Genomic DNA, 25,404 nt, shown 5'->3' on the forward strand with positions numbered 1-25,404 from the left:
GAACCGAAGTGTACCTAATTTGTATTAGTAATTAACGTTTTGAGTTAAAAAAGCCCGATCTGCCCTTTGTCATCAATTTGAATATCATCCGGATTGGTAATCTCGAAATCGACGTCGCGCTCTGCCGTATCGTTGGTTTCCATATTTTGAGCATGATGATCACCTGCAGGTGCTTCATCTGCTTGCTTTTCGGATGGCGGGACGATATCAGTAGGCGTTTCGGGAACGTCAGGCTGTTCGCCGGTTGCGCCGGTTTCGCCGGTTGAAGCGCTGACCAGCGCCACATGTGTCACCTTGTGTGGATTCAGTCGGTTGCCTTGCGCCTTCATGCCTTTTATATCGACGATATCCGTAAGGCTCTGTTCCAGCGTCTCCGGTTGCTCACTTTTACCCTTCAGCACGTCTACACGTACCCGTGGCGTTGGCGCATTGCTGATTAGCAAAAGTTTGGACCCCGGCTCGTCATTGATGATGGACGTGCGCTTACCGATTGGCGTGTCGTCAAACAGGAAGCGTTTGACATAATGGATGCCGGACTTGCCATCGCGGTGCACTACGCTGTATACGCGTTGCGGATCGTACTTTTCGATATGAACGAGCTTCTCGTCGAAGTGGTTGCTTAGGTCAAAACTGCATAACTCATATGTGCCATCGGCCATGACCGTGAGGATTTTGTCTTCGCCGTCGAACTCGCCGAGATATAGGCCGCGGCCATCGGCATTGAGCCGCCGAAGCACGTCATCAAACCAGATTTTGCGGCCGGCTAACGTAGACACGCCCTTACTCCGGAGGATGATCTTTTTGATCGGATATTTGGTGACGATGTTCCCTTGAGAGCTGCGCCCTTTGATGGCTATTTCAGCGAAATCAAGATCAAACTGAAGTTTTCGGAGTTTGGAGTGCGGTTTCAGCTGAACGTTTATCACCTCAGCTTCGCCGTTGGGATTGGCAGTGAAATACAATATTTTAGAGCCTTTTTCGCCCTTGGTGAGGTCATACTCCTTGTCTCGCGTGACCCCTAATACCGAAAAGCGCTTGACATAGGAGACGCCGGATTTCCCGTCGCGATAAATTATGTTGTACACCGTGCGGTCGTCGCCTTTCTTAAATACCGCAACATGAATGATGTCTTTGCCCACAAATACTTTTTCTTGTACTTTTGTGACCAGGCATTTGCCGTCTGCCCGAAACACGATGATATCATCAAGATCGGAGCAGTCGCCGATGTACTCGTCTTTGCGCATGCCGGTACCCACGAAGCCGTCTACGCGGTTTACGTAAAGTTTGACATTGGCCAAGGCTACCTGGGCGGCTTCCACGCGGTCGAATACGCGGATTTCCGTGCGGCGCTCACGGCCTTTGCCATATTTTTCTTTAAGCCGCTCGAACCAGGCAATAGCGTAGTCGGTGAGGTGACGCAGGTGATGGCGTACCTTTTTGATTTCCTCTTCCAATGCAGCCATCTGTTCATCGGCTTTCTTCACATCGAAACGGGTGATACTGCTCATCGGCTTTTCGATCAGCTTCTTATAGTCTTCCGGCAATATCTCACGGTAGAAGTGGTCAAAGAACGGGGTGAACAGGCGGTTAAGTACTTCCACCACGGCATCAAAATTGCCGGAATTTTCGTAGTCGGGATGCTTATACATTCCCTCCTGTATAAAAATCTTGAGCAGGCTGCTGAAAAAGATTTTTTCCTGAAGTTCGTTGAGCCGAATCTCAAGTTCCTGTTTGAGGAGACTCCTGGTCTGTTTGGTGTTTTCAATGAGCACGTCATTTACGCTCATGAAATAAGGTTTGTCATCTTTAATGACGCAGGTGTTGGGTGAGATGGAGACCTCGCAGGCGGTGAATGCATATAGCGCGTCAATGGTCACATCGGGTGAGATGCCCGGAGCGAGGTGGATAATGATTTCGACATGCTGTGCGGTGTTGTCTTCAATCTTCTTTATCTTGATTTTCCCTTTGTCATTGGCGGCTACCACACTGTCGATTAGGCTGCCGGTGGTCGTTCCGTAAGGAATTTCGGTGATAGCGAGCGTCTTTTTGTCGCGTTCCTCAATTTTGGCGCGTATCCGTATTTTTCCTCCCCGTTGACCTTCGTTATAGGCAGAACAGTCAGCAAGGCCGCCGGTGGGAAAGTCGGGCATGAGGTTTGGGCGTCCGCCCCGGAGCACGTCGATCGAGGCGTCGATCAGTTCTATGAAGTTGTGCGGCATAATTTTGGTGGCCAGGCCGACCGCAATGCCCTCGGCACCTTGTGCTAGCAATAGTGGAAACTTGACCGGCAAAGTCACGGGTTCTTTATTACGGCCATCATAGCTCAGCTGCCATTCGGTCGTGTCTGAATTGAAGACCACCTCGCTGGCGAACTTGGAAAGACGACCTTCGATATACCGGGGTGCAGCGGCTGAATCGCCGGTTACGGGGTCTCCCCAGTTGCCCTGGCAATCGATAAGCAGGTCTTTCTGACCAAGCTGAACCATGGCATCCCCGATAGACGCATCGCCGTGGGGGTGATATTTCATGGTGTTGCCGATAACATTCGCCGCCTTGTTGAACCGGCCGTCGTCCATTTCTTTGAGCGAATGCAGGATGCGGCGTTGAACAGGCTTTAGTCCATCGTTGATATGTGGCACAGCACGATCGAGAATGACGTAAGAGGCATAGTCCAGAAACCAATTTTCATACAAGCCAGACAATGGGATGGTTTGGGTGCTGCCACGTAAATTATCCTCTGAAGTGCTGTCCTGATTTCCCTGTGGTGTCAGATTCGTTTCGTCGCTCATTTAGCCTGCTGTTTTTTTCGCCGGTGTAAAAATAAAAAAATCCCTGAAGACCTATGCTTCTCAGTCAGGAAGCATCTGATGCTCCTTGAACCATCGTATAGATTTAGCGATGCCGCTTTCGATCGGCCCGAAGGAGATGTCCAAACGCTGCCGTGCTTTTTGGTTGGAATAGTAGTTTTTGACACAAAGGATTTTCATATTGGTAGACGATAGGGGTGTTTTCACACCCAGCGCACGGACCAGGTCGCCGATATAGCCTGCCGTTAGGAGTATGAAGCGGGGGATGCTCATAAGCAAGCTCTTTTGTCCCGCTTGTTGGTTCAATTTCTGAAAAAACTGCCGATAGGTAAGGTTTTCCCCCGCCAGAAGATATGCTTCCCCGTTTTCGCCGCGCTCGAGGGCGTTGACCACCCCGGTGGCCACATCCTCCACGTTTACGAAATTTTTGCCGCCAGGCGGATGAAAGACCAGCCGCTTCCGATATCCCATCTGGATGATGGCGCCTGAACTGGGCTTGCCGTCATAAGCACCAATCATAAAGGTAGGATTTACAACGGTTACCTTTATCCGATCTTGGATGGCCTGAATCAGTTTTTCGCCTTCCCATTTACTTTTGGCATACCAGGCGTCTCGGAACGGAGGCTTCATGGGCGTGGTTTCATCACCAGGCTGCTGCAACGTGCCGTAGCCAAACGTGTTTGCCGTACTGACATAAATGATTTTTTGGACGTCATGCTTTAATGCGGCTTGTATGATGTTTTCCGTTCCCGCAACATTGATACGGTAATAGTCGTCGTAGTGCAGCAGATTCTGGTCGGTGGTAGCGGCGCAATGGATAACATAATCGCAATTGTTTACAGCTCGCTCCAACGATTCCATGTCGGTGATGTCGCCCAATACCAAGGCTAAATTTTCGTGGGGTGGAAGGAGAAATTTTCTTTCGTCCCGAATAAGACCCTTTACTTGGTATCCCCGAGACAAAAGTGCAATAATCGTATTGGTGGCTAACAAGCCATTCGCTCCGGTAACCAGGACATTCATGCGCGCTTAATCTCTTGCTTAATTTCTTTTTTAAAGGCGTTGGTCAACAACGGCAGCCTGATATAAACCGGAAGGAACTTCATGACCAGCCAGGTAAGCTTGTTTACCCAGTTGAGCATGATGAGCGGATCTCGCTTGAGGAGTCGCCGTATTGATATTGCAGCGACTTGTTCAGGGGTGAGTAGCCCCATGCTTGCCAGAAAGCCCTGCTGTTGGAGACTGGCCGAGGAAACTGCGTTGGTCATCATCGGCCCGGGATTGACCACGCTGAAAAATACGTTGCTGTCGGCAAACTCTTGATAAAGCCCGCGGGTGAAGCTATAGACAAATGCTTTTGAAGCAGGATAGACGGTTTTATAACCAATGGGACTGTAGGCGGCCACGCTTCCGACATTGAGCACGTAAGCTTGATCGCGCTGTGTCAGGTTGGGCAGCAATTGGTGGGTAAGCAGTGAGGTGGCTTTTACGTTGAGTTGGATGATTCGGTCGAGGTAGTCCAAGCTTGCGCTTTTGAAGCTTTGCGTGCCGCCACATCCGGCATTATTGATTAACACACTTAGTGGAAAATGCTGGTTAACCCAGGCAGCCAATGCCACAATATTTTCTTTGTTGGTTAGATCGGTCTCATAGAAATGTGCTTCCTGCCCCAGTGCTTCCACTTGCGAAGCGATTGACCTTAAGTCTTCACCGGGCAAACTTACCAGAATCGTGCTAAATTTCCGCTTGGCCAGTTCCAACGCGAAGGCTCTGCCTAAACCTTGGCTAGCTCCGGTAATTAATGCATAGGTTTTGCTCATCGCTGTAAAAATACAAAAAAATGTAGCTATTATGTGCATGGTAAATGGCAGTTCCCTGCACAAACAAATGGTTGGGTTACTTCCTTCTTTTAGCCAATTCGGCACAGAAGAGGGCGGCCGACACAGCTACATTGAGTGATTCGGCTTGCCCCACGCGGGGAATAGTAACCGGATATTTGATGAGTGGTAATATGTTTCTACTGATACCATTGCCTTCATTCCCTAATACCAGTAAGCCTTCCGATCCAAAGTCAGTTCCGTAGATGGACTCCCCATTAAGCACGGCTCCAAAAACAGGAACGGGCGGATTGGCGAGCAGTGCTTCGATATTCGCATAGTGCACCTGCACCCTGGCCAATGACCCCATACTCGCCTGAACGGTCTTCGGGTTGTAAGCGTCTACCGAGCCCGTGGAACAGATAAGACGCGTGAACCCGAACCATTCTGCTGTGCGGATGATGGTGCCGAGGTTACCTGGATCCTGTATATCGTCTAATACGAGGTGGAATGCATTGCATAGTTGTTGGTTCGCTAAAGTCGGATGCGAAGGGATTTGAACCAATGCTAACACGCCCTGCGGGTTTTTCAGCGAACTGATCCGTTGCAAATCATGTTCGCTAATCTCTTGAGATTTTATATTTTGCGGGATTTTGATCAATTTTGCAGCCGCAGAGGGGGTGTAAAAGATGTGTTGAACCGGATAGTCCGAGCGGAGAAACTCCATGATGGATTTCGCACCTTCCACGACAAACAACCCATGTTCTCTACGGAATTTTTTATGTTGAAGCGAAGTGATGGTACGGATTTGCAGTTTTGAAAGCATTGTTAATGGATAAACAAAATTATCTTTTTGCGTATGCAAGTATAATGCTTTTGTTGGTATTATTCGCTTCATGCCGCTCTCCCCGCTTGCTCGCGGAGGGACAGGCGCTGGTTACCAAAGCGGAAATCAGGGGAATTGACCCGCAGCATGAAGAGCAAGCACAGGCTTATATTTCCCAGGATATTCGGCCCAACTCGCGCATCAACCTATTTGTCTACAACTTAGCCAATGTGAGGAAAGGCCGCTATCGTACTGAAAATATTCGAAATGTTGGCGAACCACCACATCTCTTGGATAGTGGTTTAGTTGCCTTCTCTGCTCAACAGATCAGCCGTTACCTGGTCTCGAAAGGCTATTTCAATGCCAGGGTAAGCAGTGAAATCGTTCGGAAAGGCAAACGTGCACACATTTACTTCCACGCCTTGCCGGGGATGCCGTTTACGTTGCGTGAGGTGGACGTGCAAATTGCTGACCCGCGTTTGGCGCAGCTCTATGACGAAGGAAAAGCCAGTTTTTCAAAAATCAAATCAGGTATGCGCTATGATGCCGATTCTTTGGTAGCAGAGCGCGAATCTATTTATCAGCTGATGCGGCAGCATGGATATTATGATTATTTCAGGCAGTATATGCGGGTAGATGTGGATTCAAGTCTGAACAGCAACCAAGCGGATCTCGCAATAATTGTGGACAATCCAGAAGGGCAGGCTGCACATACCAAATACATCATAGACAGCAGCTTTGTAGTGGTAAAACATGACCGGGCTGAGCTCAATCACCCTTTGCCGCATAAATTAAAACTTCCAGGATCATTATATTTTGAAGATCATACCGGCCGTTTCAAGCCAGCTCCCATAGTACGCTATCTTTTTCATCGGCAGGGCAGTACCTTTAATGTTGATATGGAGAACCTTGCCTACGACCGGCTTTATGAGCTTAACGGTTTCCGTAGTGTAAAAATTACTTATAGTAAGCCAGATTCGAGCCGTTTGAATGTGTATTACGAACTTGTGCCACGGCCGTACATGGCCAATCAGGTGGAGGGCGAATACACGTTCAATGCGGGGATGAGCGGCTTTAACGTCGGGAACACCTTTACCCATCGAAATCTTTTTGGCGGACTTGAACAGTTGGATGTGAAACTCCGGTATGGGGTGCTTTTCGACTCCCGTCTTCCAGGTAATCTGCTTGACCGCGTCTTTAATAACGATTTCCAGGTTGGGGTCAACATCACCGTACCTCGGCTAATTACCCCCTTTGCCGTTCCTCCTGTCGGGAGGAATGGGTTGCCCCGCACCATTTTCTCTGCAAATCTGCAGGCATTTGACCAGTTTCGAACCTATTCAAACCGTTATTTTAGCGGAACATTGTCCTACAATTGGTTTGATAATCGGTATAGACAGCATAACCTGACACCCTTGGTGCTAGAATACCGCTATGGGCAATTGAATAGTGAATTCGCTCAACGATTGGTCGAACAGGGTTTTCTGCTTTACGTTCGAAGTAATAACAGGGCGTATTTCGGGTTGGGTTCGCAATATACGTATACGGTTAATGCTGCCAAATTATCCCGGTTAGCGGATTTTCTGTATTTCAGAGGTGCGTTGGATCTGAGCGGCAATCTTTTGGGGCTCGCCGGCCAAATCGTCAATTTCAGCGAAAACGAAGACGGTGAAAAGGAAGTGTTAGGAGTGCCTTACCTGCAATACGCAAAGGTAGAGACTGACCTGCGGTATTATCGGCACCTGGGTGGTGACCGGCAATTGGTCGTCCGGCTCAATCCGGGAATAGCGGTGCCCTATGGAAATAATTCCAGTTTATTGATTTTCGAAAAGAGCTTTTTCGGGGGAGGGATGAATGGCATCAGGGCATGGCAGGCCCGCACATTGGGGCCGGGCAACTATAATCGTGAAGTGCTCGATCCCGACCTGCGCCTAAACTTCCGTAACCTCGACCAACTTGGCGAGATCAAATTGGAAGGCAACGTGGAGTACCGGTTCAGGGTTGTGAATGATGTCTTTGGCGCAAAGCTGAAAGCAGCCACATTCGCTGATTTTGGTAATATATGGCGGATCAGAGCCAATGAATTGAATCCGGATGGCGAATTCAAATTCGATCGGTTCTTAGGACAGATTGCAATCGGTGCGGGAGCGGGGCTGCGCTTTGACCTAGATTATTTCGTTGTCCGGTTAGACGCAGGAATCAAAGTGCGCGACCCCCAATTCCATGGCGGAAAACAATGGGTGATCTCCGAGTTTTTTGCCAGCAGGCAATTTAAAGAACAATACCGTATCACCAATGCGCCTGATCGCTATAATTTTGTGCAGTACAATTTCGGTATCGGTATGCCCTTTTAGACGTGGGGCCCTGTGACTAAAGCGTGTGGACGATCTCCAGACAGTCGGTTAACGATCGATGACTAACGACTTAATCCCGTGGACAATGGTTTCAATAATATTTTCCAGATTCAAGCCTTTGCTGTAATTGAAAATGAATAATCCGATCAGCACCACGATGGCGACCGCCATAAGTCGTTTGAAAAGATAAGCAACCAATAGGATGACTGCTGGGACAAGGATCAAGTAATACCAATTGACAGCAATGGGGTTGAGTCCCTTTTCACTTTTCACAACATAATATAACCGACCGTGTGATCCCTGCTGGTTGCGGTGTTTGATGAATACAAAAGCCGAGGATTCTATCGCATTCGCGGTAATGGCTACGCCTTCATTGAACTTCAACTCATGTTTAAAGCCATTGATTACAAACTGATAGGTACCGGAGATCGATTCGTTGGGACGCTCTTCAGCGTCTGTAGCGATGATGGCCAATTTTCCATTATCGATGAGGTTTTCCCGTACGATAAAATGGTTAATACCACTTTGCTGTTGTGCCTGCAACATTAGCGGGAATAATACCATGGTCAATAAATAAAGGAAATTCCGCATGTCTTACCGTTGATATTGGATTGATGCAATGTTAAGGAAAAAACAGAAAAGTAAGGTATTTTTATATATTTGCGAACGTATTGCCTCATGTTTCCGATTATTGCTTTTTCGCTTCAATGGATTATATCATAGGTGTAGATATCGGTACTTCTGGCACGAAAGCGGTTGCCTTCGATGTTTTTGGAAGTATTATTTCCGAATCCTACGTTGGTTATCCCTTGCTGAATCCGCAAAAGGATTTCTTTGAACAGGATCCTGACGTGTTGTTTTCTGCGGTGCTTAAAGCTATCCCGCAGGTCGTCCGGCGCGTCAATGACATTTGGGGCAGTGCCAGGCTATCCGGAATTGGCTTTAGCAGTGCGATGCACGGCTTAATTGTTATGGGCGAACAGGATCGACGGCTAACCAATTGCATCATCTGGGCGGATACGCGGGCTGAGGCTTTTGCTACCAAATTAAGAAACACGGCGGAGGGGTTGAATATTTACCTGAAGACGGGTACGCCTATCCATCCGATGTCGCCGCTCTGCAAGCTGGCCTGGCTGCGGGAGCACCTTCCGTCTGTTTTCTCAGCCGCTAAAAAGTTCATATCCATCAAGGAGTACGTGTTTTTTAAGTTGTTCGGCCACTACGTGGTGGATGAGTCCATTGCTTCCGCCACTGGGCTTTTTGATATCTATGAACGCGCATGGTATCCCCCGGCGTTGAATTTAGTCGGAATTTTGCCTGAGCAGCTGGCTAAGCCGGTGCCAATTACGTATAGGTGCTCAGGCCTGGATAGGCAGGTGGCCCTGGATATGCAGATCCCTGACGATACGCCTTTTATTGTGGGGGGAAGCGACGGGTGCCTGGCCAATTTGGGGGCGGGTGCCGTTGCCCCTGGCGATGCGGTGGTGACCATCGGGACAAGCGGTGCCATACGGATGTTATCCGGATCGCCCAAAACCGATCATAAGGCGCGCACGTTCAGTTATGTACTCACGGAAGAGTTATTTGTGCTTGGGGGAGCGGTGAATAGCGGAGGAATGGTGCTTAGGTGGTATAAAGACCATTTCGGTGTCGGTGGAATAGATGGAGATCAGACTTACTCCTCGCTTGCCGAGGAGGCCGCCGCGGTTCCGGCAGGGGCGGATGGATTGGTTTTTTTGCCGTACCTCGCCGGTGAACGTGCGCCGCACTGGAACGCCGACGCCAAGGGGCTCTTTTTTGGCATTCAGATGCACCATCGCAAGGCCCATTTTACACGCGCGGTATTCGAGGGTATCACCTATGGTTTGTACAGTGTTGGGAAGGTGCTGGAAGAAATCGCTGGCCCTGTCGGTGTCCTCCACGCTAACGGTGGCTTTGCCCGCTCTCCGCTGTGGACCCAGCTATTAGCTGATGTATTCAATAAACAGGTGCTGGTGAGGGAAAGTGTAGAAGCGGCGGCAAAGGGTGCTTTCCTCGTTACGCTCAAAGCGTTAGGCCGGATTGCCAGTTTCGACAAAGCGATAGGCAATCTGACTTCAGGAGAGATTTTCATGCCGAACGCCCGACAGCATCGAGCGTATATGGAAAACTTTCGCCTGTTTGAGCGGCTGTATGACCGGGTCAAAGATGAATTTTAAAAGAATGTATTGTATCGGTAGTCGGGTATTCGGTATACTGGTGGGTGCGCTATTTATATGCGCAGATTCAGTAAAAAATGTGATACAGCTCTGAAATAGTTGCTGATTCCAGTAGCTTTGGCAGACGAAAAGATGTACATTTATATCTTTCAGCAGTGGAGGAATAACCAAGCCTGCGTTCAGATACTAAACATGAAGAGAAAGTATGTTTATATTGCGATAGCTGCGGTTGTTGTGGCTTTTGTAAGCTATCGCTTAACACGTAGCGACAGGGCGAAAATAGCGCCGCCGCAAGCAGCGGGACGAGGATCAATGGAGGTCAACGCAATAGTCGTAGCGCCCCGTGAGTTTGCCAATGTCATAACGCTTTCGGGGTCTATTGAACCCGATGAACAGGTGCAGATCCGTAGCGAGGTGTCCGGTATCGTGAGAAGCTTGGGTTTTCGTGAAGGAACAATGGTAAAAAAAGGGCAGCTGCTGCTGCGTATCGACAACGCCGAGCTGCAGGCACAGCTTACCCAAGCACAAAGCCGGGAGAAACTAGCCGAAGATAATGAAAACCGAGCCCGTTTACTGTTGGAGAAGGAAGCCATCAGCCAGCAGGAATACGACGTTGCACATGCTGACTTTGAGTATGCCAAAGCCCAGACTGCGCTGATCCGTGCACAGTTGGCAAAAACCGCTGTCCTTGCTCCTTTTTCTGGAAAGATTGGTCTTCGGTCGATTTCGGAAGGTGAGTACCTCACCCCAGCTACAGTGGTCGCTAACTTAATGAGCATTACTTCCGTTAAGCTCCTGTTTTCGGTTCCCGAAAAGTATAGCGGCCAGATTCAGGTGGGGCAAGAATTAAGTTTTCACGTAAGTGGCTCCGACACGAAGTATCACGCCGAAATCTATGCCATCGAGCCCGGGGTGGATGCCTCTACCCGCACCATCAGCATCCGTGCGGTGGCTGAAAACCCCGGAGGTCAGCTGTTTCCCGGCTCTTTTGCTCGCATCGAGCTGCCTTTGGACCGCATGGAAAATGCTGTACTGGTGCCAACGGAGGCGGTAATTCCGGTACAGAATGGAAAGCAGGTTTACCTGTTGAAAAATGGGGAGGCTCAAGCCACGGATGTGGAAGCCGAAAACCGCACACGAACGGATGTTTTAATAACAAGCGGGGTGAGTGCCGGCGATACGGTGCTGATTTCAGGGATTATGTCGCTCAAGGACGGGATGCCTGTGCGCGCACAGGTCGTTGAACATTAATAGACATTACAGCCATGAGTCTGTCAACCATTAGCATTAAAAGGCCGGTTCTCACGATCGTGATGAACCTGATGCTCATTTTGTTTGGTGTCATCGGATATACGTTTCTCGGGGTACGCGAATTCCCTTCCATCGATCCCCCGATTGTATCTGTGCGGACCAATTATGCAGGAGCCAATCCGGAAATCATCGAATCTCAGATCACTGAGCCGCTCGAGCGCTCAATCAATCAGATTGATGGCATTCGAAATATATCCTCATCAAGCAGCCAAGGATCCAGCCGTATCAATATCGAGTTTGTGTTGAGTAAAGACCTGGAAGAGGCCGCTAATGATGTCAGGGACAAGGTATCACAGGCGATGCGTAGCCTGCCGCAGGATATTGACGCTCCGCCGGTGGTATCTAAAGCTGACGCGGATTCTGAGCCTATCATCGTCATAACGGTTCAAAGTGATTCACGATCGCCGCTTGATCTTGGGGATATTGCCGACAACGTTATTGCGCAGCGCCTGCAGACGTTGCCCGGGATAAGTGCGGTGCAGATTTGGGGCGAGAAGCGGTACGCCATGCGGTTATGGATAGACCCTATGCGGCTTTCCGCGTACGGGCTCACCCCGCTGGATGTTCGTAATGCGTTGAATCGCCAGAACGTCGAATTGCCTTCTGGAAAAATTATCGGGGATAATACAGAGCTTACCATCAAAACCATAGGCAACCTCACTACCGAGGAAGAGTTCAACAACTTGATTATCCGCTCGGAAGGTGATCGGATTATCCGGTTCGGTGATATCGGCAATGCCGTGCTTGGCCCCGAAAACCTGGAAAGCGAATTCCGCGAATCAGGTTCGGTGATGGCAGCGATGGCCATCATCCCGCAGCCGGGGACCAACTACATCGATATTGCCAATGCATTTTATGAGCGGTTTGAACAATTGAAGAATGAGGTGCCGAGTGATATTAAGATGGAAATCGCTATCGACAACACGCTGTTTATAAAGCGGTCTGTTACTGAAGTAGCCGAAACCATCATTATCGCATTGATTCTGGTTATCTTGGTCATCTTTGTTTTCTTTCGCGATTGGGGTATCGCGTTCCGTCCGCTGATCGACATCCCGGTGTCGCTCATTGCGACCTTCTTTGTGATGTACCTATTTGGGTTTTCCATCAACGTGCTGACCTTGCTGGCCATTGTGCTGGCCACCGGATTAGTGGTAGATGATGGCATCGTAGTGACCGAAAACATTTACAAAAAGGTAGAAGAAGGCATGTCTCCGATCATGGCAGCCATCAAAGGGTCCAACGAGATTTTATTTGCCGTCATCTCCATTTCCGTCACACTGGCAGCTGTGTTCTTACCGGTTATGTTTATGGAAGGCTTTGTGGGCAGGCTGTTCCGGGAGTTTGGGGTTGTCATCGCCGCGGCGGTGTTGATTTCGGCTTTCGTAGCATTAACGCTTACGCCAATGCTCAACGCATACCTGATGCGTAGTGGCGTCCACCATTCCCGGTTTTATAAGGCAACGGAGCCGCATTTTGTCAGGATGACTACCGGATACGCCAATTCTTTGCGCCGGTTTATGCGGGCGAAATGGGTAAGTTTCCCAATATTGGCGGTCTGCTTCGGTCTTATCGCGTGGTTTTGGGTACATCTGCGAAAAGAAACGGCGCCTTATGAAGACCGTAGTCTCGTACGTGCCAGTGTGACGGCGCCCGAGGGCAGTACTTTTGAATATATGGATCGTTTCATGCTCAGGTTGATTCAGCTCGTCAACGATTCGGTTCCGGAAAAGACCGTCAACATGGTTAATACTTCTCCCGGTTTCGCAGGTACGGGGAGTGCAAACACGGGAATGATGCGCATCGGCCTTGTACCTCCGCAAGAAAGGGAACGCTCGCAGGACGAGATCGCGGAAGCATTGGGCAGGCAGGTAAGCCGGTTCAGCGAGGCCCGTACGTTTATTTCCCAGCAACCGACGATTTCGGTCAGCAGACGGGGCGGAATGCCAATCCAATATATTATACAGGCACCCAACTTTGCGAGGCTTGAAGAGAAGATTCCGGAATTTATGAACATAGCGACGGCTGACCCGACGTTTGCAAACGTTGATGTCAATCTGAAATTTAACCGTCCGGAGCTCAATATCAGCATTGACCGGGACAAGGCACAGAGCCTTGGCGTATCGGTATTGGATGTGGCGCAAACGCTGCAGCTCTCCTTAAGTGGACAACGGTTTGCGTATTTTTTGATGAATGGTAAGCAGTATCAGGTGATTGGGCAGTTCACAAACGACGACCGCAGTTCGCCCTTGGATTTGGCCACCATATTTGTCCGCAGCAGCACGGGTGAGCTGGTGCAGCTTGACAATGTCGTGGATATGGTTGAGCAAAGCAGTCCGCCCCAACTCTACCACAACAACAGGTTTATGTCGGCCACCGTATCGGCATCGTTAGCCCGTGGGAAGACGATTGAAGAGGGTATTGCTGCAATGGACCGGATAGCCGACCAGGTTTTGGACGACAGTTTTTCCGTAGATCTTGGAGGTGAGTCCCGCGACTTTACGGAAAGCAGCTCCAACACACTTTTTGCTTTCGGTTTGGCGTTGTTGCTGGTGTACCTGATCCTTGCCGCACAATTCGAGAGCTTCCTTGATCCCCTAATCATCATTTTAACGGTACCGATGGCTGTGGCCGGGGCGATGCTCTCCCTTTGGATTACCGGTGAATCATGGAATGTTTTTAGCCAGATCGGTACGGTAATGCTGATTGGATTGGTGACGAAAAACGGTATCCTTATTGTTGAGTTTGCCAATCAGCTGAAGGCAAGAGGAATGCCGGTCAAACAGGCAATTATTGAAGCGGCCGAGGCGAGGCTTCGTCCGATATTGATGACCAGTTTGACTATCGCATTGGGAGCATTGCCAATCGCCATGGCTTTCGGGGCAGCAGCGACAAGCCGTGTCGGTATGGGGGTCGTAATCGTGGGCGGCACCATGTTCTCACTGATACTTACCTTGTATATCATTCCGGCAGTATACGCGATGTGGTCAAGGGAATATAAAGCCAATCCGGACTTGGAAGAAGCCGATCGGATAGAAAAGGAGGTGATGGCAGGAGCCCATTGATTATGAAGAAACTTGTTTGCATCGTTTGTTTTCTTTTCCCCATTTTTGGCATTGCACAACCTAAGCTAGCTCTGGAGGAAGCTATAGTCATCGCATTGGAAAGCAACTATGACATCCGACTGGTCGCCAACGATGCCGCTATCGCGACTAACAATGTACATATAGGGAATGCCGGCATGCTACCAGCGGTCAGCGCTGACGTATCTTCGGCCGCAGCTATCCAAAATACCACGCAGACTTTGCTGAGCGGCGAAACTCGGGCGTTGCGCGGTGCCGAAAGCAGATCAGTGGCTTATGGCGCTAGCTTGGATTGGACGATCTTCGATGGGTTCCAGATGTTTACACGCTACGAGCAGTTGAAGGAATGGAAGGCTTTAGGGGACGCTAACCTTAAAGCGACCATACTGGCCACCGTCTCTGAAGTGGTAAGCAATTATTTCGACCTGGTGCAGCAGCGACAGCTTATCAGCGCCACACAAACCGCACTGGAGCTGTCCGCTTTTCGATATCAAACCGCAGAGAACAGGTACCAGATCGGTCAGGCCTCCAAATTGGAGGTCCTGGCCGCTAGCGTAGATCTCAATACCGACACCACCAACCTTCTACGACAACGCGACCAATACCGAAGTACGCAGATTCGGCTAAACGAATTGCTGGCACGTGATGTACATACTGATTTCACCGTTTCGGATACGATAATCATAGCAAGCGATCTCAATTACGAAATCCTCTCCGAATCGGCCAAGCAAATGAATCCGGCATTGCAGGCTGCGATCATTAACCAGCGCATCAGTGAGTTGGAGCTTAAGCGGGTCAAAGGCGAACGTTATCCGGTAGTCAGCGTTTCATCAGCTTATACGCGCGCGCGGTCACGCACAGAACTCGGCTTCTCGACTCGGTCAAGAAACAACGGTTTTAATTATGGTATATCAGCCTCTATGAACCTATTTAATGGTCTTATGCAGCGGAGAAACGAACAGAATGCGGAATTTGCTTTGGAAGCCGCAGAAATGGAGGTTGGAAAAGTCCGCCAAAACGTCGAAGCGCAGCTGCTGGCGGTTTATCAAACTTATTTGATGAACCTGGAGTTGGTGCGGCTGGAAGAACGTAATAAAAACATTGCCGAGGAAAACATGGGGATTACGCTGGAGAAATTTAAGCTCGGGAGTATAGCCCCGCTGGAGTTCCGGGAGGCACAGCGTAATTTCGTGGATGCGAGTGCACGGTTCAGCACTGCCCAATATCAGGCGAAATTGGCCGAAATCACGTTAAACCAAATAGCTGGAACATTAAGGATGGAATAATTTGCATATAAAAGCAACTTTGATTAAGTTTGATATTCAAAAGGAAGTTGACGTTGTGTATGATATTAGTAGCAGATAGCGGTTCTTCCCAATCAGACTGGATGCTGGCCTTGCCCGGCGGCGATCGGTTGGCGTTTACTACAAAGGGCCTCAATCCTTTCTTCGTAAATGAGAAGGATATCGCAAAGATTATACAGAATGTGCCAGAAATCTTACCTCATGCCGACCGGGTAAGCGAGGTCTATTTTTTTGGCTCCGGCTGTTCAAGCCCGGATAGGCGCGAGATGGTTTCTAACGCTTTATCACAGCTTTTTACCAACGCTTTTATCGCTGTGGAGACAGACTTGCTGGGGGCTGCCTACGCGACCTGCGGGAATAGAAAAGGGTATATCGCGACGTTGGGTACCGGATCTGATGTAAGTTTTTTTGATGGCGAGGGAGTGCTCCCGTCTCGGCTGGGTATCGGTTATGTACTTGGTGACGAAGGTTCAGGTGTTTGGTTCGGTAAACAATTAATAACCAGTTTTTTGTATGGCGTCATGCCTGTTGACCTTTCTGCGGCATTTCAATCTAAATACCGCCTCAATAAAGAAATTGTTATAAAAAACGTTTATCAACGGGCATCACCAAGTGCTTATCTGGCGTCGTTTGTTCCGTTCATGGGAGAGCATATGACCCATCCGTTCATAGATGAACTGCTAACGTCTGGATTTAAAGAGTTTGTCACGACAAACATCAAATCTTTTCCAGATCACCGCGACTATGTATGTCATTTTGTTGGGTCTGTAGCTTTTTATTTCATGGAGCCGCTGCGTGCGGTCTGCGAGCAGCACGGTGTTAAGATCGGTAAAATACTTAAGCGGCCGATTGAGGAGTTATTTGACTTTGTCATTCAGCGGGAAAGAAATTACGAGATACAGCTATAGCTAAGGTAGATATGAAATCACTTGTTCTGTTATTGGTTGCCGCCATGCTGGTGAAAGAAGCGGGCAATGTACACGGCTTCACCATTACATCCATTGATGGTAAGGAAATAAAGCTTTCGCAATTCAAAGGCAAAAAGCTGTTAATTGTAAATACGGCTTCTGAATGCGGATATACCAAACAATATTCAGGGTTGCAGGAACTGTCGGAAAAGTATGCCGACAAGGTGGTGGTTATCGGCTTTCCGGCAAATAACTTTGGTGGACAGGAACCGGGCAGTAACGAAGATATTCAGGGATTCTGTGAGAAGAACTTCGGTGTCACTTTTCTGTTGGCTGAGAAAAGCAGCGTAACGGGGGACGACATCTTACCCCTGTTTGCATACCTTACTAAGGCAGATAATAACGATTTCAAGGGAGAAATCAAGTGGAATTTCGAAAAATTCCTGATAGACGAGCAGGGTAATCTTATTCATCGTTTCCGATCCAAGGTGGAACCGATGAGCCCCGAACTTACGAGCAAATTATAACGATTTCGGCGTTGCATCTGGTTATTTAAAAAAGCAAGCCCTGCATCTTGGCTCATAGCTTTCCTTTTCACCTAACACTAATTGCTGTTCACTTTTCGCAATACGATAAGAATAGTTCGCCATAGCACCGCAACGCACACAAACCGCATGTAATTTAGTTACCTGTTCGGCTATCGCCATCAGCGCAGGAATCGGGCCGAAAGGCCTGCCCTTGAAGTCCATATCCAGGCCAGCGACGATGACACGGACACCTCGGTTTGCTAACTGATTGCAGACATCTGGCAGTCCGTCGTCAAAGAACTGTGCCTCATCTATCCCTACTACTTTGGTGGTGTAGCCCAGTGACAAGATCAACGACGAATGGCTCACCGGTTTCGATGGCACCACGCTGCTGTCATGCGATACGACGTCGCTATGATGGTACCGCGTATCGAGTTCAGGCTTGAAGATCTCGACTGTGAGTTTCGCAAATCGGGCACGGCGCACTCTTCGGATAAGTTCTTCGGTTTTGCCCGAAAACATGCAGCCGCAGATCAGCTCGATACTTCCATATGGTGCGTTGGTCAGCGCAAACTGATTTTCTGAAGACGGCATGAACTTTTTCATTAGCTGGACAGTTGAATTTATATACTGCCAAGGCCCACTAATATCAGAATTTAATATTAATTTTGGTTTTTATAAAGGAAGAAATACATTCTATTTTTTATGGCTACAAAACAGCAAGTATTAACAAAAATCGGCACGTTATTAAAGGATATCAATGAACAATACGAAGCGTTAGAACGTATAGAAACAACGGAGGACCAGCACCTCAGCGGAGACCTCTTCGAAGCCACTGTTAATTATTTTGCTGCCCATGTTGTTTTGTATAACAAACTGCTAAAACGGGAGGATGTGAAGGCTGCTGACACCTTGCAGGCTGAACGTGTCGAACCGACTGCAGACGATCAAAAGGGGTCTTCGGGACAAACCGATGATAGATCGATATTTACTCCTTCTATAGAAGCCGAACGCGAAAAAGAGCTGCATGTCAGACAAGTCGAAGAGGTAACGGCTGTATCGGGAGATACCGGCACCAATGAAGTGGCAAACGAGGAGATAGGGGAAGAGGCGGAAACCGAAGAGGCGAATGATAAGAAAAGTGTTGATCAGGTTGAAGCAAGGTCGACCACAGCGCCTAAAGACAGCCAAGAAACCGGAGACAGCCAAGAAACTGAAGACACCGGTGATGCCGATGAACCTGAAGTAGATGATAGCGTTAACGATATCGGCGAAGGGAGGCGGCAAACGCCGGAGCGCGGTGAAGTGGTAAATCAGGTGACCATCGAAAAGAAAGAGATCCACGTCAGCGCGTCTGATCTGCCGACAGGCCAACCTAGTGAACATGAACGGCCAGCTCGTCCGCTGACCGTCAATGAGATGATTTCAGCCCAACGGAAAGCAGGGGCTGGGAGTAGCAATGCGCTATTTGCGGCACGCCGGGGAGATGGCGAGCGGATTACCGATCTTAAGTCTGCCATCAGCCTTAATGACAAGTTGTTGTTTATCAAAGACCTGTTCAACGGCTATAGCCTGGCTTATAGCGAGGCGATCGAATTGCTCAATCGATACGACGACTTCGCTTCGGCAGATGCATTTCTTCAAGCTAATTATGCAGAGAAGAACAATTGGGCGGATAAGCAGGCAACGGTAGACAAGCTGTATGGCATCTTGCGGAAGCGGTTTGCCTAGTAGCCTAAGGCGGTGCCGCGGTTTACCTCAAGCTCACCTCGCCATACCTGGAGCTTACGCTGACGGTGTTGTTTATGGCTTTATTCCAAAAACCGGTATAACTTTTCGAACTATTCGTTTCAGCTTTGCTGCCGATGTTGGCGCGACTCCGGTCATAGTTGAATGAGCCGTAACTTACGGCTATGTCAAATTGAAATGCCGCACCTGCCGATGGTCTAATCGTCACGCCGGAATAAGATGCCGCAACGGTGGCTCTCCGTATAGCTGGACCAAGCCCCATTTCAAACCCTCCGCTGTAACGAAGGCTGATGTCGGCCTCCCTGTGTACGACCCCGATTTCGCTCCCGCTGGTATAGCTTAAAGCCAGTTTCAGGTTATCAGCTTCCGAAAGAGCAAATCCACCATACCGTACTGATACATCGCCTCCGTTGAGATACGCTACTGTTGCCTCCGAGTAGGTAATGGCCAGTGAATTCTCGCGGGCATTCAGCCTGCCAGCCTGTAAACTTCCATAGGCCACGGAAATGACCACTCCACCGTCCCTATCGTCCAGTTCAATGGAACCATACCTGTTGGTCAGGGCGAGTGCGTTTGCTTTTGGCACGAACACCTCGTAGTCGATCTGCAGCGCGCGGTTATCGCCACCGCTCATAAGCGAAGACCACCAGCGTGAATCACTTGCGCTGATTTCTGTTTTGAACGAAATGCTGTTAGGTGATTTGGATTCAACAATATGTACGCGGTCTAGCGCTTCCTGTGCTTTCCTTTCAGAATTTTCAGCCGTGCGTATGCTTATTGATACCTTCACTTCGTTTCGGGTCCAGTTGCGTACCCGTATTTTGCCGTATCGGTTGTCGATGCTTATCTTGTTTTTGTTATTGATCGAATAGACCTTTTCGATTATCTTTTCTTTTTGAAAACCGAAAAACGGTATCGGTAGCGGTTGATGATGGGTGTGCGCCTGGTCCTGTTGGAAGACCATGGGAGCCGTCAAAACCGCAAGCCGTTCGGCATCCTGCTCAAACGGATGAAAATCAATTGCAGGTTGCGCAAGGGTTTTTGTGCTGATCGCTAGTGCGACACCCAAGACCAGTAAACCAAGGCCGTTAAATCTGTTCATGTTTGGTTTGCTTTTTCGTTCCGTCAATGTACTTTAATACCTCCATTTGTTGGCTAAGTACTTGGATTTGCGCCTGCAGGTTGCGAATCATGGCTCCCAATGTCAACTCCTTGTTGGGACTCCTTGAAAACTCCCGTTTAAGCACTTCGTAATTGGCCTCCATTTTGAGCAATACATCAGAAAACTCGTTATAGAGCAGCGGGTCTGATGATGCGATATACGCAATCGAATCTTTTTTCTGTGTTACGAGTTGTGCATACACCTGCTGCACAGCGGCCAATTCAGGATTGATTTGGCTGTAGTCCTCATATGCTTGTTTTTTTCCAAGGAAGTATATTACGATGCCTGTTGTGCCAACAAGAAACGTCAGGGCAGCTATTTTGAGCACCTGCATAATCCGCATTTTCCGCACCGCAGATTTGCGGGGCTGCATCTGTTGGCGGTCCAGCTCATCCGCTATTCGTTGCCACAATGCCCCTGGCGGCGTTGCATGGTCAAATGCCGCCCTGTTTTCCGTGATGAATGTTTTCAAATCCTCGTTCATTTCGCCTTTTTTATGTCCATTCAATTCGTTAAATAGTCCAACAGTTTCCGCTTACCGCGAAGGAATTGACTGCGTGAGGTCGCTTCGCTGATCTGTAGGATATGTGCTATTTCTTCGTGATCGTAGCCCTCAAGCAAATACAAGGTCAGCACCAGCCGATATCCGTCTGGTAGTTTAGCAATGGCCTTCTTGATCGCTTCTACGCGTAATTCCATATTGCTTTCTTCCTGCTCTTCTGCCGGTACATGCTCTCCCTCCTCCAATGGCTGCAATTCCAATTTCCGCCTGCGTAGTATCGATATCGATTTGTTGACGACGATCTGTTTCATCCAAAGCCCAAATGTGCAATCCTGACGGAAGCTGTCTAATCGGGCAAATGCATCTATAAATGCTTCTTGCAATACGTCAGCAGCTTCAGCCTCGTCCGCCACAATACGGAGCGCTGTATTGTACATTGCTTTGGCATATAAGCTGTATAGTTTGAATTGCGATTGGCGATCCCCGTTTTTGCAGGCCAATATCAACTCATAGTGCTTGTCGCTGAATGACGCTTCCAATTACTCTTGTTTTTCTGATTTCATGAAATAGTACTATTCCCTCGTCTACGCATGCCCAGATTTCCTTGACTAATAGACGCACGCATTAGGCCCTGTGTTGCACCGCTCTTTAGAAAAAGGTGAAGGAAATAAGAAGTATCTCACTAAAAAAGTACTTTTGTAGCCAATGCATACCATTAGACTCAAAAAGGACAAAGACAAGGCGGCTCGACAGCAGCACCCGTGGGTGTTTTCCGGAGCTGTGGGCCACATCGATGGAAACGTGATGGACGGTGATGCCGTCAAGGTAACCGATCATTCTGGAAACTTTATAGCGTATGGACTGTTCAACGGACAATCACGTGTGGCGATCCGGCTGATGTCGTGGGACATGGGCGTTCCCCCCGGTGAAGGGTGGTGGCGAATGAGGCTGCAGCGCGCCTTGGCAGCCCGGAGGCACCTGCTTATGTCTTCGCATACGAATGCGTTACGGCTCGTTTTTGCTGAGGCTGATTTTCTGCCAGGTTTAATCGTAGATAAATACGCAGATTTTATTTCAGTGCAGGTACACTCATCTGGCGTCGAACGTGTCAAGTCCGTTCTTATTGACGAACTGAACAGCCAACTAAGTCCAAAAGGCATCTATGAGCGCAGCGATGCCAATTCCCGGGCGCATGAAGGGTTGCTTGTTACGAATGGGCTATTATCCGGTATCCACCCGCCGGAATGGGTGGACATCGTAGAAAATGGCATTCACTACCAAGTGAATATTGTAGAGGGGCAGAAATCAGGTTTTTATTGCGATCAGCGGGTCAACCGTTTGCTTGTTGCACAGCATGCAGTGGGTGGGAAGGTGCTTGACTGTTTTTGTTATTCAGGCGGATTTTCGCTGAATGCACTGGCCAGTGGTGCAGCTGAGGTGGTTAGTGTGGATAGCTCGGCATTGGCGCTTGAGACACTACAGCGGAATATCATGTTGAATGGTTTCGACACAGGAAAATGCTCAGTTATCCAGGCAGATGTTAACAAGCAGCTCCGCGCATTTGTCGACGGTGGTGACCGATTTGACGTGATCGTCTTAGATCCGCCCAAATATGCACCATCGCGTTCGAGTCTTGATAAAGCCGCACGGGCATATAAGGAATTGAACAGGCGGGGAATGTTATTACTTGAAAAGGGTGGGCTGTTGGCCACTTTCTCATGCTCAGCGGCGATGGACATGACCACATTCAAACAGGTGCTGGCATGGGCCGCCTTGGATGCAGGCAAAGAGATCCAGTTTGTTGGTCAGTTTTGTCAGCCTGAAGACCACCCAATCCGTGCATCATTTCCCGAAGGTGAATACCTGAAAGGCTTGCTGTGCAGAGTCATGTGATGGTCTCTTCGATCACACTTATAATCGTGTTGCAAGCCGTAATGATCTCTTCTTCATTGATGATGAGCGGCGGCGCAATACGAAGCGCGGTTTCACAGTGCAGGAACCAGTCGATAATAATGCCGCGTTGTGCACATTTTCTGCTGATAGACTCCACCTGCTCAAACGACTCCATCTGTAGGCATAGCATGAGTCCCATGCCCCTGATTTCACGAACAGCGGGGTGCTGAAGGTTCTGGCGGAACAGTTGAGCCTTTCGTTCTACTTCTGCGGTGAGGCGTTCATCTACAATGACGTTGAGCGAAGCAAGCGCAGCTGCACAGCTTACCGGGTGCCCGCCGAATGTGGTGATATGTCCCAGCATGGGATTGTCTTTGATGACATCCATTACCGCCTTATTAGCGATAAACGCACCGATAGGCATACCTCCGCCCATACCTTTGGCCAACAGGAGGATATCAGGTTCGATGCCGTAGTGTTCAAACGCAAAGAGTTTGCCTGTGCGGCCGAAGCCGGTCTGTATTTCGTCAAAGATGAGCAAAGCGCCAGTTTCGTCACAGCGTTTCCTGACGGCCCGCATGTATTCGATGCTAGGTACGCGGATACCTGCCTCACCCTGTACCGCTTCGAGGACCACGGCGGCGGTTTCAGTCGTTATTTTAGTGAGGTGGCTTTGATCGTTATAGCGGATAAATGTGATGTTGGGTAGGAGCGGGGCATATGCTTTATGGTATTCGGGATTCCCGATAAGGCTTAATGCTCCCTGCGTACTGCCATGATAGGCCTTTTCTGCAGCAACAATCTCACGCCTTCCCGTGGCCTTTTTTGCGGTTTTCATCGCACCTTCGGTAGCTTCGGTGCCAGAATTGGTGAAATAAACCGAGTCAAACCGTTTAGGAAGTAAAGAAAGCAATTTGGTAGCCAGCTCAACCTGGGGAGCCTGTACAAACTCGCCATACACTGTTACGTGAAGATACCTGTCGAGCTGCTGTGTTATGGCCTTCAGTACCTCGGGATGGCGGTGGCCGATGTTGCTCACAGCAAACCCGGAAACCAGGTCCATATACCTTTCGCCATTGGGCCCATATAGGTATACCCCCTCGGCACGAGCCACTTCAATGAGCCGGGGAGAAGGGGAAGTTTGAGCGGTATTTAACAGAAAGAGCTGCCGTAAACTGAGCATGCAGTAGTTCCGAATTAAGGGTTGTCTTTGTCTCGCCTACGATGTTGCAGTTCACGTAGCAAGTAATTGCGGAACTCTTCCTCGACCTCGAAGAACCGTGATGCCCGGGCTTGTCCGACGATTTCTGCAAAGCGCTTTCGGTAGGTTTTCTTGACCTCCAGTTCTTTGGCGTCAAAAGCCAGCACGTCTGTATTGGTCGGGTTAAGGCTATTCCCCTGAAGTTTTTGGCTTTTCAGGTTTTGCGGGGGACCTTGCATTCTCTTATTATACCGCTCGTGCTTTAGCTTCGATATATCCTTATAATACTGGTTATAAACCGGGAAAAATCGCTGCGCTTCTGAAGGTGTGAGATTGAGCTCTTTGGTGATAAAAGCAATCTTTTCCGCTTCAATTCGCTCAAATCGCTGCGCCCTGCTTTCCTGCCCTATTGAATAGGAAATTGGAAACAGTACAATTGCAAAAAAACAAAACTTTTTTATTGCGGTCATTTTTACAGCGTATGATTAAGGTATGCTTCAATATCCGCCTCACTCAGGCCCTCACCGAAACTACGCTCATCGAGCTCGTCAAGCTGTTCCGAAATATAAATCATGTCGTTTGCCGCCCCATAAAACTCCAGGTAATTAAGTATTTCCTGATCAGAGACAGCGGCTAGCACGCTACTGGGGGCGGTGTCCCCACTATCAACCAACCTGAAGACACCGGCAATGCCTACTAGCAATGCCAGGCAAGCTGCAGCGGCATATGCCACCCAACTGCGGTGGTTCAAATGCCGAACGGGTGTGGCTGATCGTTCGGATGTCTGGCTCGTGATGTTGCGCTGCAATTCGGCAAAGTAGGATGCAGGAACGAAAAACCCTGCTTCGCCCACCTTTTCCTTGAGTTTCCGTTCGGTTAGCAGTTGTTCTTTCAGACTGTCAAAATAGCTAGCCGGAACCGAAAATCCAGTTTGGCTGGTGATTTCCAACAGTTTTTGCTCCGCAATACCCGCCATTATGCTGTCTTCCAACTGATCGAAATATCCCAAGGGTATTGCAAATGTTGTTTGCGGCTCGCCATCGCTCATGCACTTTTGCAGCGTGCAGTGGTGTAACCCTTCAAAATAACCATCTGGCACCGTATATGGATTAACACGGCATGCCTCAGGCAAATTTTGCGGCGCATCGGCATCACGGTATGTGTGTCTTTCCTTCATGGTACTCCTTAGATGTTTTTGTTACGTTAAGGTTTAATCGTTGGCTTCAAAAAATTGTGCTATTTTCTTTACTGCCAAATGATAGGACGCTTTCAACGCACCAACACTGGTGCCTACGATAGCGGATATTTCTTCGTACTTGAGGTCGTCGAAATACTTCATGTTGAAAACCATGCGTTGCTTCTCCGGAAGTGTCAGAAGTGCCTGTTGCAGTTTTAGTTGCGCTTGGTTGCCGTTGAAGTACGGGGTATCTGCCAATGAGTCTGCCAGATAAGCTGAACTTTCATCATCCAGCGAAATATTGTGCCGTTGCTTTTTCTTGTTCAGGAACGTGATGCATTCGTTGGTGGCGATGCGGTAAAGCCAGGTATATAACTGTGCATCTTCCCTGAAATTTTCCAGGTTTTTCCAGACTTTGACAAAAATATCCTGTACCAGATCGTCCGCATCATCATGATCGATTACCAAACGCCGCACATGCCAATAGATTTTTTGTTGGTATTTTTTAAGTAGTAGCGAAAATGCCTCTTCACGTGTCCCTTTATCCGCAAATTTCTCCAATATCTGGCCGTCTTCCATCATGTGCTA

At 48.9% G+C, this 25,404-nt stretch carries 22 protein-coding genes; 9 read left to right on the forward strand and 13 right to left on the reverse strand.

From position 1 onward, the window contains the following. Positions 1-44: 44 nt before the first annotated feature. From ACFOET_RS15195 to ACFOET_RS15210, 4 genes are all read right to left on the reverse strand, one after another. A complete protein-coding gene (locus ACFOET_RS15195; RefSeq protein ID WP_379024165.1) occupies positions 45-2,789 on the reverse strand; it encodes a DNA gyrase/topoisomerase IV subunit A in 2,745 nt (914 codons plus the stop codon). Positions 2,790-2,849: 60 nt separating this feature from the next. Continuing rightward, complete coding sequence (locus tag ACFOET_RS15200) at positions 2,850-3,830, reverse strand: NAD-dependent epimerase/dehydratase family protein (protein WP_379024167.1); 981 nt, start codon at positions 3,828-3,830, stop codon at positions 2,850-2,852. After that, positions 3,827-4,627 (reverse strand): SDR family NAD(P)-dependent oxidoreductase, encoded by an 801-nt coding sequence (locus ACFOET_RS15205; RefSeq protein ID WP_379024169.1) that lies wholly within the window; start codon positions 4,625-4,627, stop codon positions 3,827-3,829. The genes ACFOET_RS15200 and ACFOET_RS15205 overlap by 4 nt, the downstream gene beginning before the upstream one ends. Before the next feature lie 76 nt (positions 4,628-4,703). Then, positions 4,704-5,450, reverse strand: coding sequence for a TrmH family RNA methyltransferase (locus ACFOET_RS15210; protein ID WP_379024171.1), 747 nt, complete (start codon positions 5,448-5,450; stop codon positions 4,704-4,706). Between the two features lie 5 nt (positions 5,451-5,455). Between ACFOET_RS15210 and tamL the strand changes: the two genes are divergently transcribed. Then, positions 5,456-7,804, forward strand: coding sequence for a translocation and assembly module lipoprotein TamL (gene tamL / locus ACFOET_RS15215; protein ID WP_379024173.1), 2,349 nt, complete (start codon positions 5,456-5,458; stop codon positions 7,802-7,804). A 48-nt stretch (positions 7,805-7,852) separates the two neighbouring features. On the opposite strand, the gene ACFOET_RS15220 is transcribed toward tamL, so the two are convergent. Further along, entirely contained in the window at positions 7,853-8,395 is a 543-nt protein-coding gene (locus tag ACFOET_RS15220; protein ID WP_379024175.1) for a hypothetical protein, read from the reverse strand. 116 nt (positions 8,396-8,511) lie between these two features. Between ACFOET_RS15220 and ACFOET_RS15225 the strand changes: the two genes are divergently transcribed. The 6 genes from ACFOET_RS15225 (at position 8,512) to ACFOET_RS15250 (ending at position 17,132) form a co-directional block, all read left to right on the forward strand. Further along, positions 8,512-10,002, forward strand: a complete 1,491-nt coding sequence (locus ACFOET_RS15225; protein WP_379024177.1) for a gluconokinase — start codon at positions 8,512-8,514, stop codon at positions 10,000-10,002. 192 nt (positions 10,003-10,194) lie between these two features. After that, complete coding sequence (locus ACFOET_RS15230) at positions 10,195-11,253, forward strand: efflux RND transporter periplasmic adaptor subunit (RefSeq protein WP_379024179.1); 1,059 nt, start codon at positions 10,195-10,197, stop codon at positions 11,251-11,253. A 14-nt stretch (positions 11,254-11,267) separates the two neighbouring features. Further along, positions 11,268-14,375: an efflux RND transporter permease subunit gene (locus ACFOET_RS15235; protein WP_379024181.1), complete on the forward strand. Its 3,108-nt coding sequence runs from the start codon at positions 11,268-11,270 to the stop codon at positions 14,373-14,375. 2 nt (positions 14,376-14,377) lie between these two features. Continuing rightward, entirely contained in the window at positions 14,378-15,679 is a 1,302-nt protein-coding gene (locus ACFOET_RS15240; RefSeq protein ID WP_379024183.1) for a TolC family protein, read from the forward strand. Positions 15,680-15,738: 59 nt separating this feature from the next. Further along, complete coding sequence (locus tag ACFOET_RS15245; protein ID WP_379024185.1) at positions 15,739-16,605, forward strand: N-acetylglucosamine kinase; 867 nt, start codon at positions 15,739-15,741, stop codon at positions 16,603-16,605. An 11-nt stretch (positions 16,606-16,616) separates the two neighbouring features. Further along, the gene (locus ACFOET_RS15250) at positions 16,617-17,132 is read left to right on the forward strand and encodes a glutathione peroxidase (protein ID WP_379024187.1); all 516 of its coding nucleotides are present in this window, start codon (positions 16,617-16,619) and stop codon (positions 17,130-17,132) included. 21 nt (positions 17,133-17,153) lie between these two features. Here the strand turns inward: ACFOET_RS15250 and ACFOET_RS15255 are convergent, their stop codons facing one another. Beyond that, entirely contained in the window at positions 17,154-17,738 is a 585-nt protein-coding gene (locus tag ACFOET_RS15255; protein ID WP_379024189.1) for a thymidine kinase, read from the reverse strand. A 99-nt stretch (positions 17,739-17,837) separates the two neighbouring features. Here ACFOET_RS15255 and ACFOET_RS15260 point away from each other — a divergent pair, with 99 nt between their 5' ends. Beyond that, positions 17,838-18,863, forward strand: coding sequence for a hypothetical protein (locus ACFOET_RS15260; RefSeq protein WP_379024191.1), 1,026 nt, complete (start codon positions 17,838-17,840; stop codon positions 18,861-18,863). A 22-nt stretch (positions 18,864-18,885) separates the two neighbouring features. Here the strand turns inward: ACFOET_RS15260 and ACFOET_RS15265 are convergent, their stop codons facing one another. Genes ACFOET_RS15265 through ACFOET_RS15275 form a run of 3 tightly spaced genes read right to left on the reverse strand, consistent with a single transcriptional unit; the run spans position 18,886 to position 21,084 of the window. Further along, the gene (locus ACFOET_RS15265; protein WP_379024193.1) at positions 18,886-19,983 is read right to left on the reverse strand and encodes a hypothetical protein; all 1,098 of its coding nucleotides are present in this window, start codon (positions 19,981-19,983) and stop codon (positions 18,886-18,888) included. Continuing rightward, the gene (locus tag ACFOET_RS15270) at positions 19,970-20,527 is read right to left on the reverse strand and encodes a hypothetical protein (protein WP_379024195.1); all 558 of its coding nucleotides are present in this window, start codon (positions 20,525-20,527) and stop codon (positions 19,970-19,972) included. Before ACFOET_RS15270 ends, ACFOET_RS15265 begins: the two co-directional genes overlap by 14 nt. Before the next feature lie 20 nt (positions 20,528-20,547). Beyond that, the gene (locus ACFOET_RS15275) at positions 20,548-21,084 is read right to left on the reverse strand and encodes an RNA polymerase sigma factor (protein WP_379024197.1); all 537 of its coding nucleotides are present in this window, start codon (positions 21,082-21,084) and stop codon (positions 20,548-20,550) included. Between the two features lie 166 nt (positions 21,085-21,250). On the opposite strand from ACFOET_RS15275, the gene ACFOET_RS15280 reads away from it, so the two are divergent. After that, positions 21,251-22,438: a class I SAM-dependent rRNA methyltransferase gene (locus ACFOET_RS15280; RefSeq protein WP_379024199.1), complete on the forward strand. Its 1,188-nt coding sequence runs from the start codon at positions 21,251-21,253 to the stop codon at positions 22,436-22,438. On the opposite strand, the gene ACFOET_RS15285 is transcribed toward ACFOET_RS15280, so the two are convergent. Genes ACFOET_RS15285 through ACFOET_RS15300 form a run of 4 tightly spaced genes read right to left on the reverse strand, consistent with a single transcriptional unit; the run spans position 22,431 to position 25,395 of the window. Beyond that, positions 22,431-23,621 carry an aspartate aminotransferase family protein gene (locus ACFOET_RS15285; protein ID WP_379024201.1) on the reverse strand — a complete coding sequence of 397 codons (1,191 nt, stop codon included), beginning with the start codon at positions 23,619-23,621 and terminating at the stop codon, positions 22,431-22,433. The genes ACFOET_RS15280 and ACFOET_RS15285 overlap by 8 nt on opposite strands. Before the next feature lie 14 nt (positions 23,622-23,635). After that, complete coding sequence (locus tag ACFOET_RS15290; RefSeq protein ID WP_379024203.1) at positions 23,636-24,109, reverse strand: hypothetical protein; 474 nt, start codon at positions 24,107-24,109, stop codon at positions 23,636-23,638. A 2-nt stretch (positions 24,110-24,111) separates the two neighbouring features. After that, positions 24,112-24,816: a hypothetical protein gene (locus ACFOET_RS15295; RefSeq protein WP_379024205.1), complete on the reverse strand. Its 705-nt coding sequence runs from the start codon at positions 24,814-24,816 to the stop codon at positions 24,112-24,114. Between the two features lie 33 nt (positions 24,817-24,849). Continuing rightward, on the reverse strand, positions 24,850-25,395 hold the full coding sequence (locus tag ACFOET_RS15300; protein WP_379025124.1) for an RNA polymerase sigma factor: 546 nt from the start codon (positions 25,393-25,395) through the stop codon (positions 24,850-24,852). Between the last annotated feature and the right edge of the window lie 9 nt (positions 25,396-25,404).

The sequence above is a fragment of the Parapedobacter deserti genome (genome assembly GCF_042646065.1).
Classification (GTDB): domain Bacteria; phylum Bacteroidota; class Bacteroidia; order Sphingobacteriales; family Sphingobacteriaceae; genus Parapedobacter; species Parapedobacter deserti.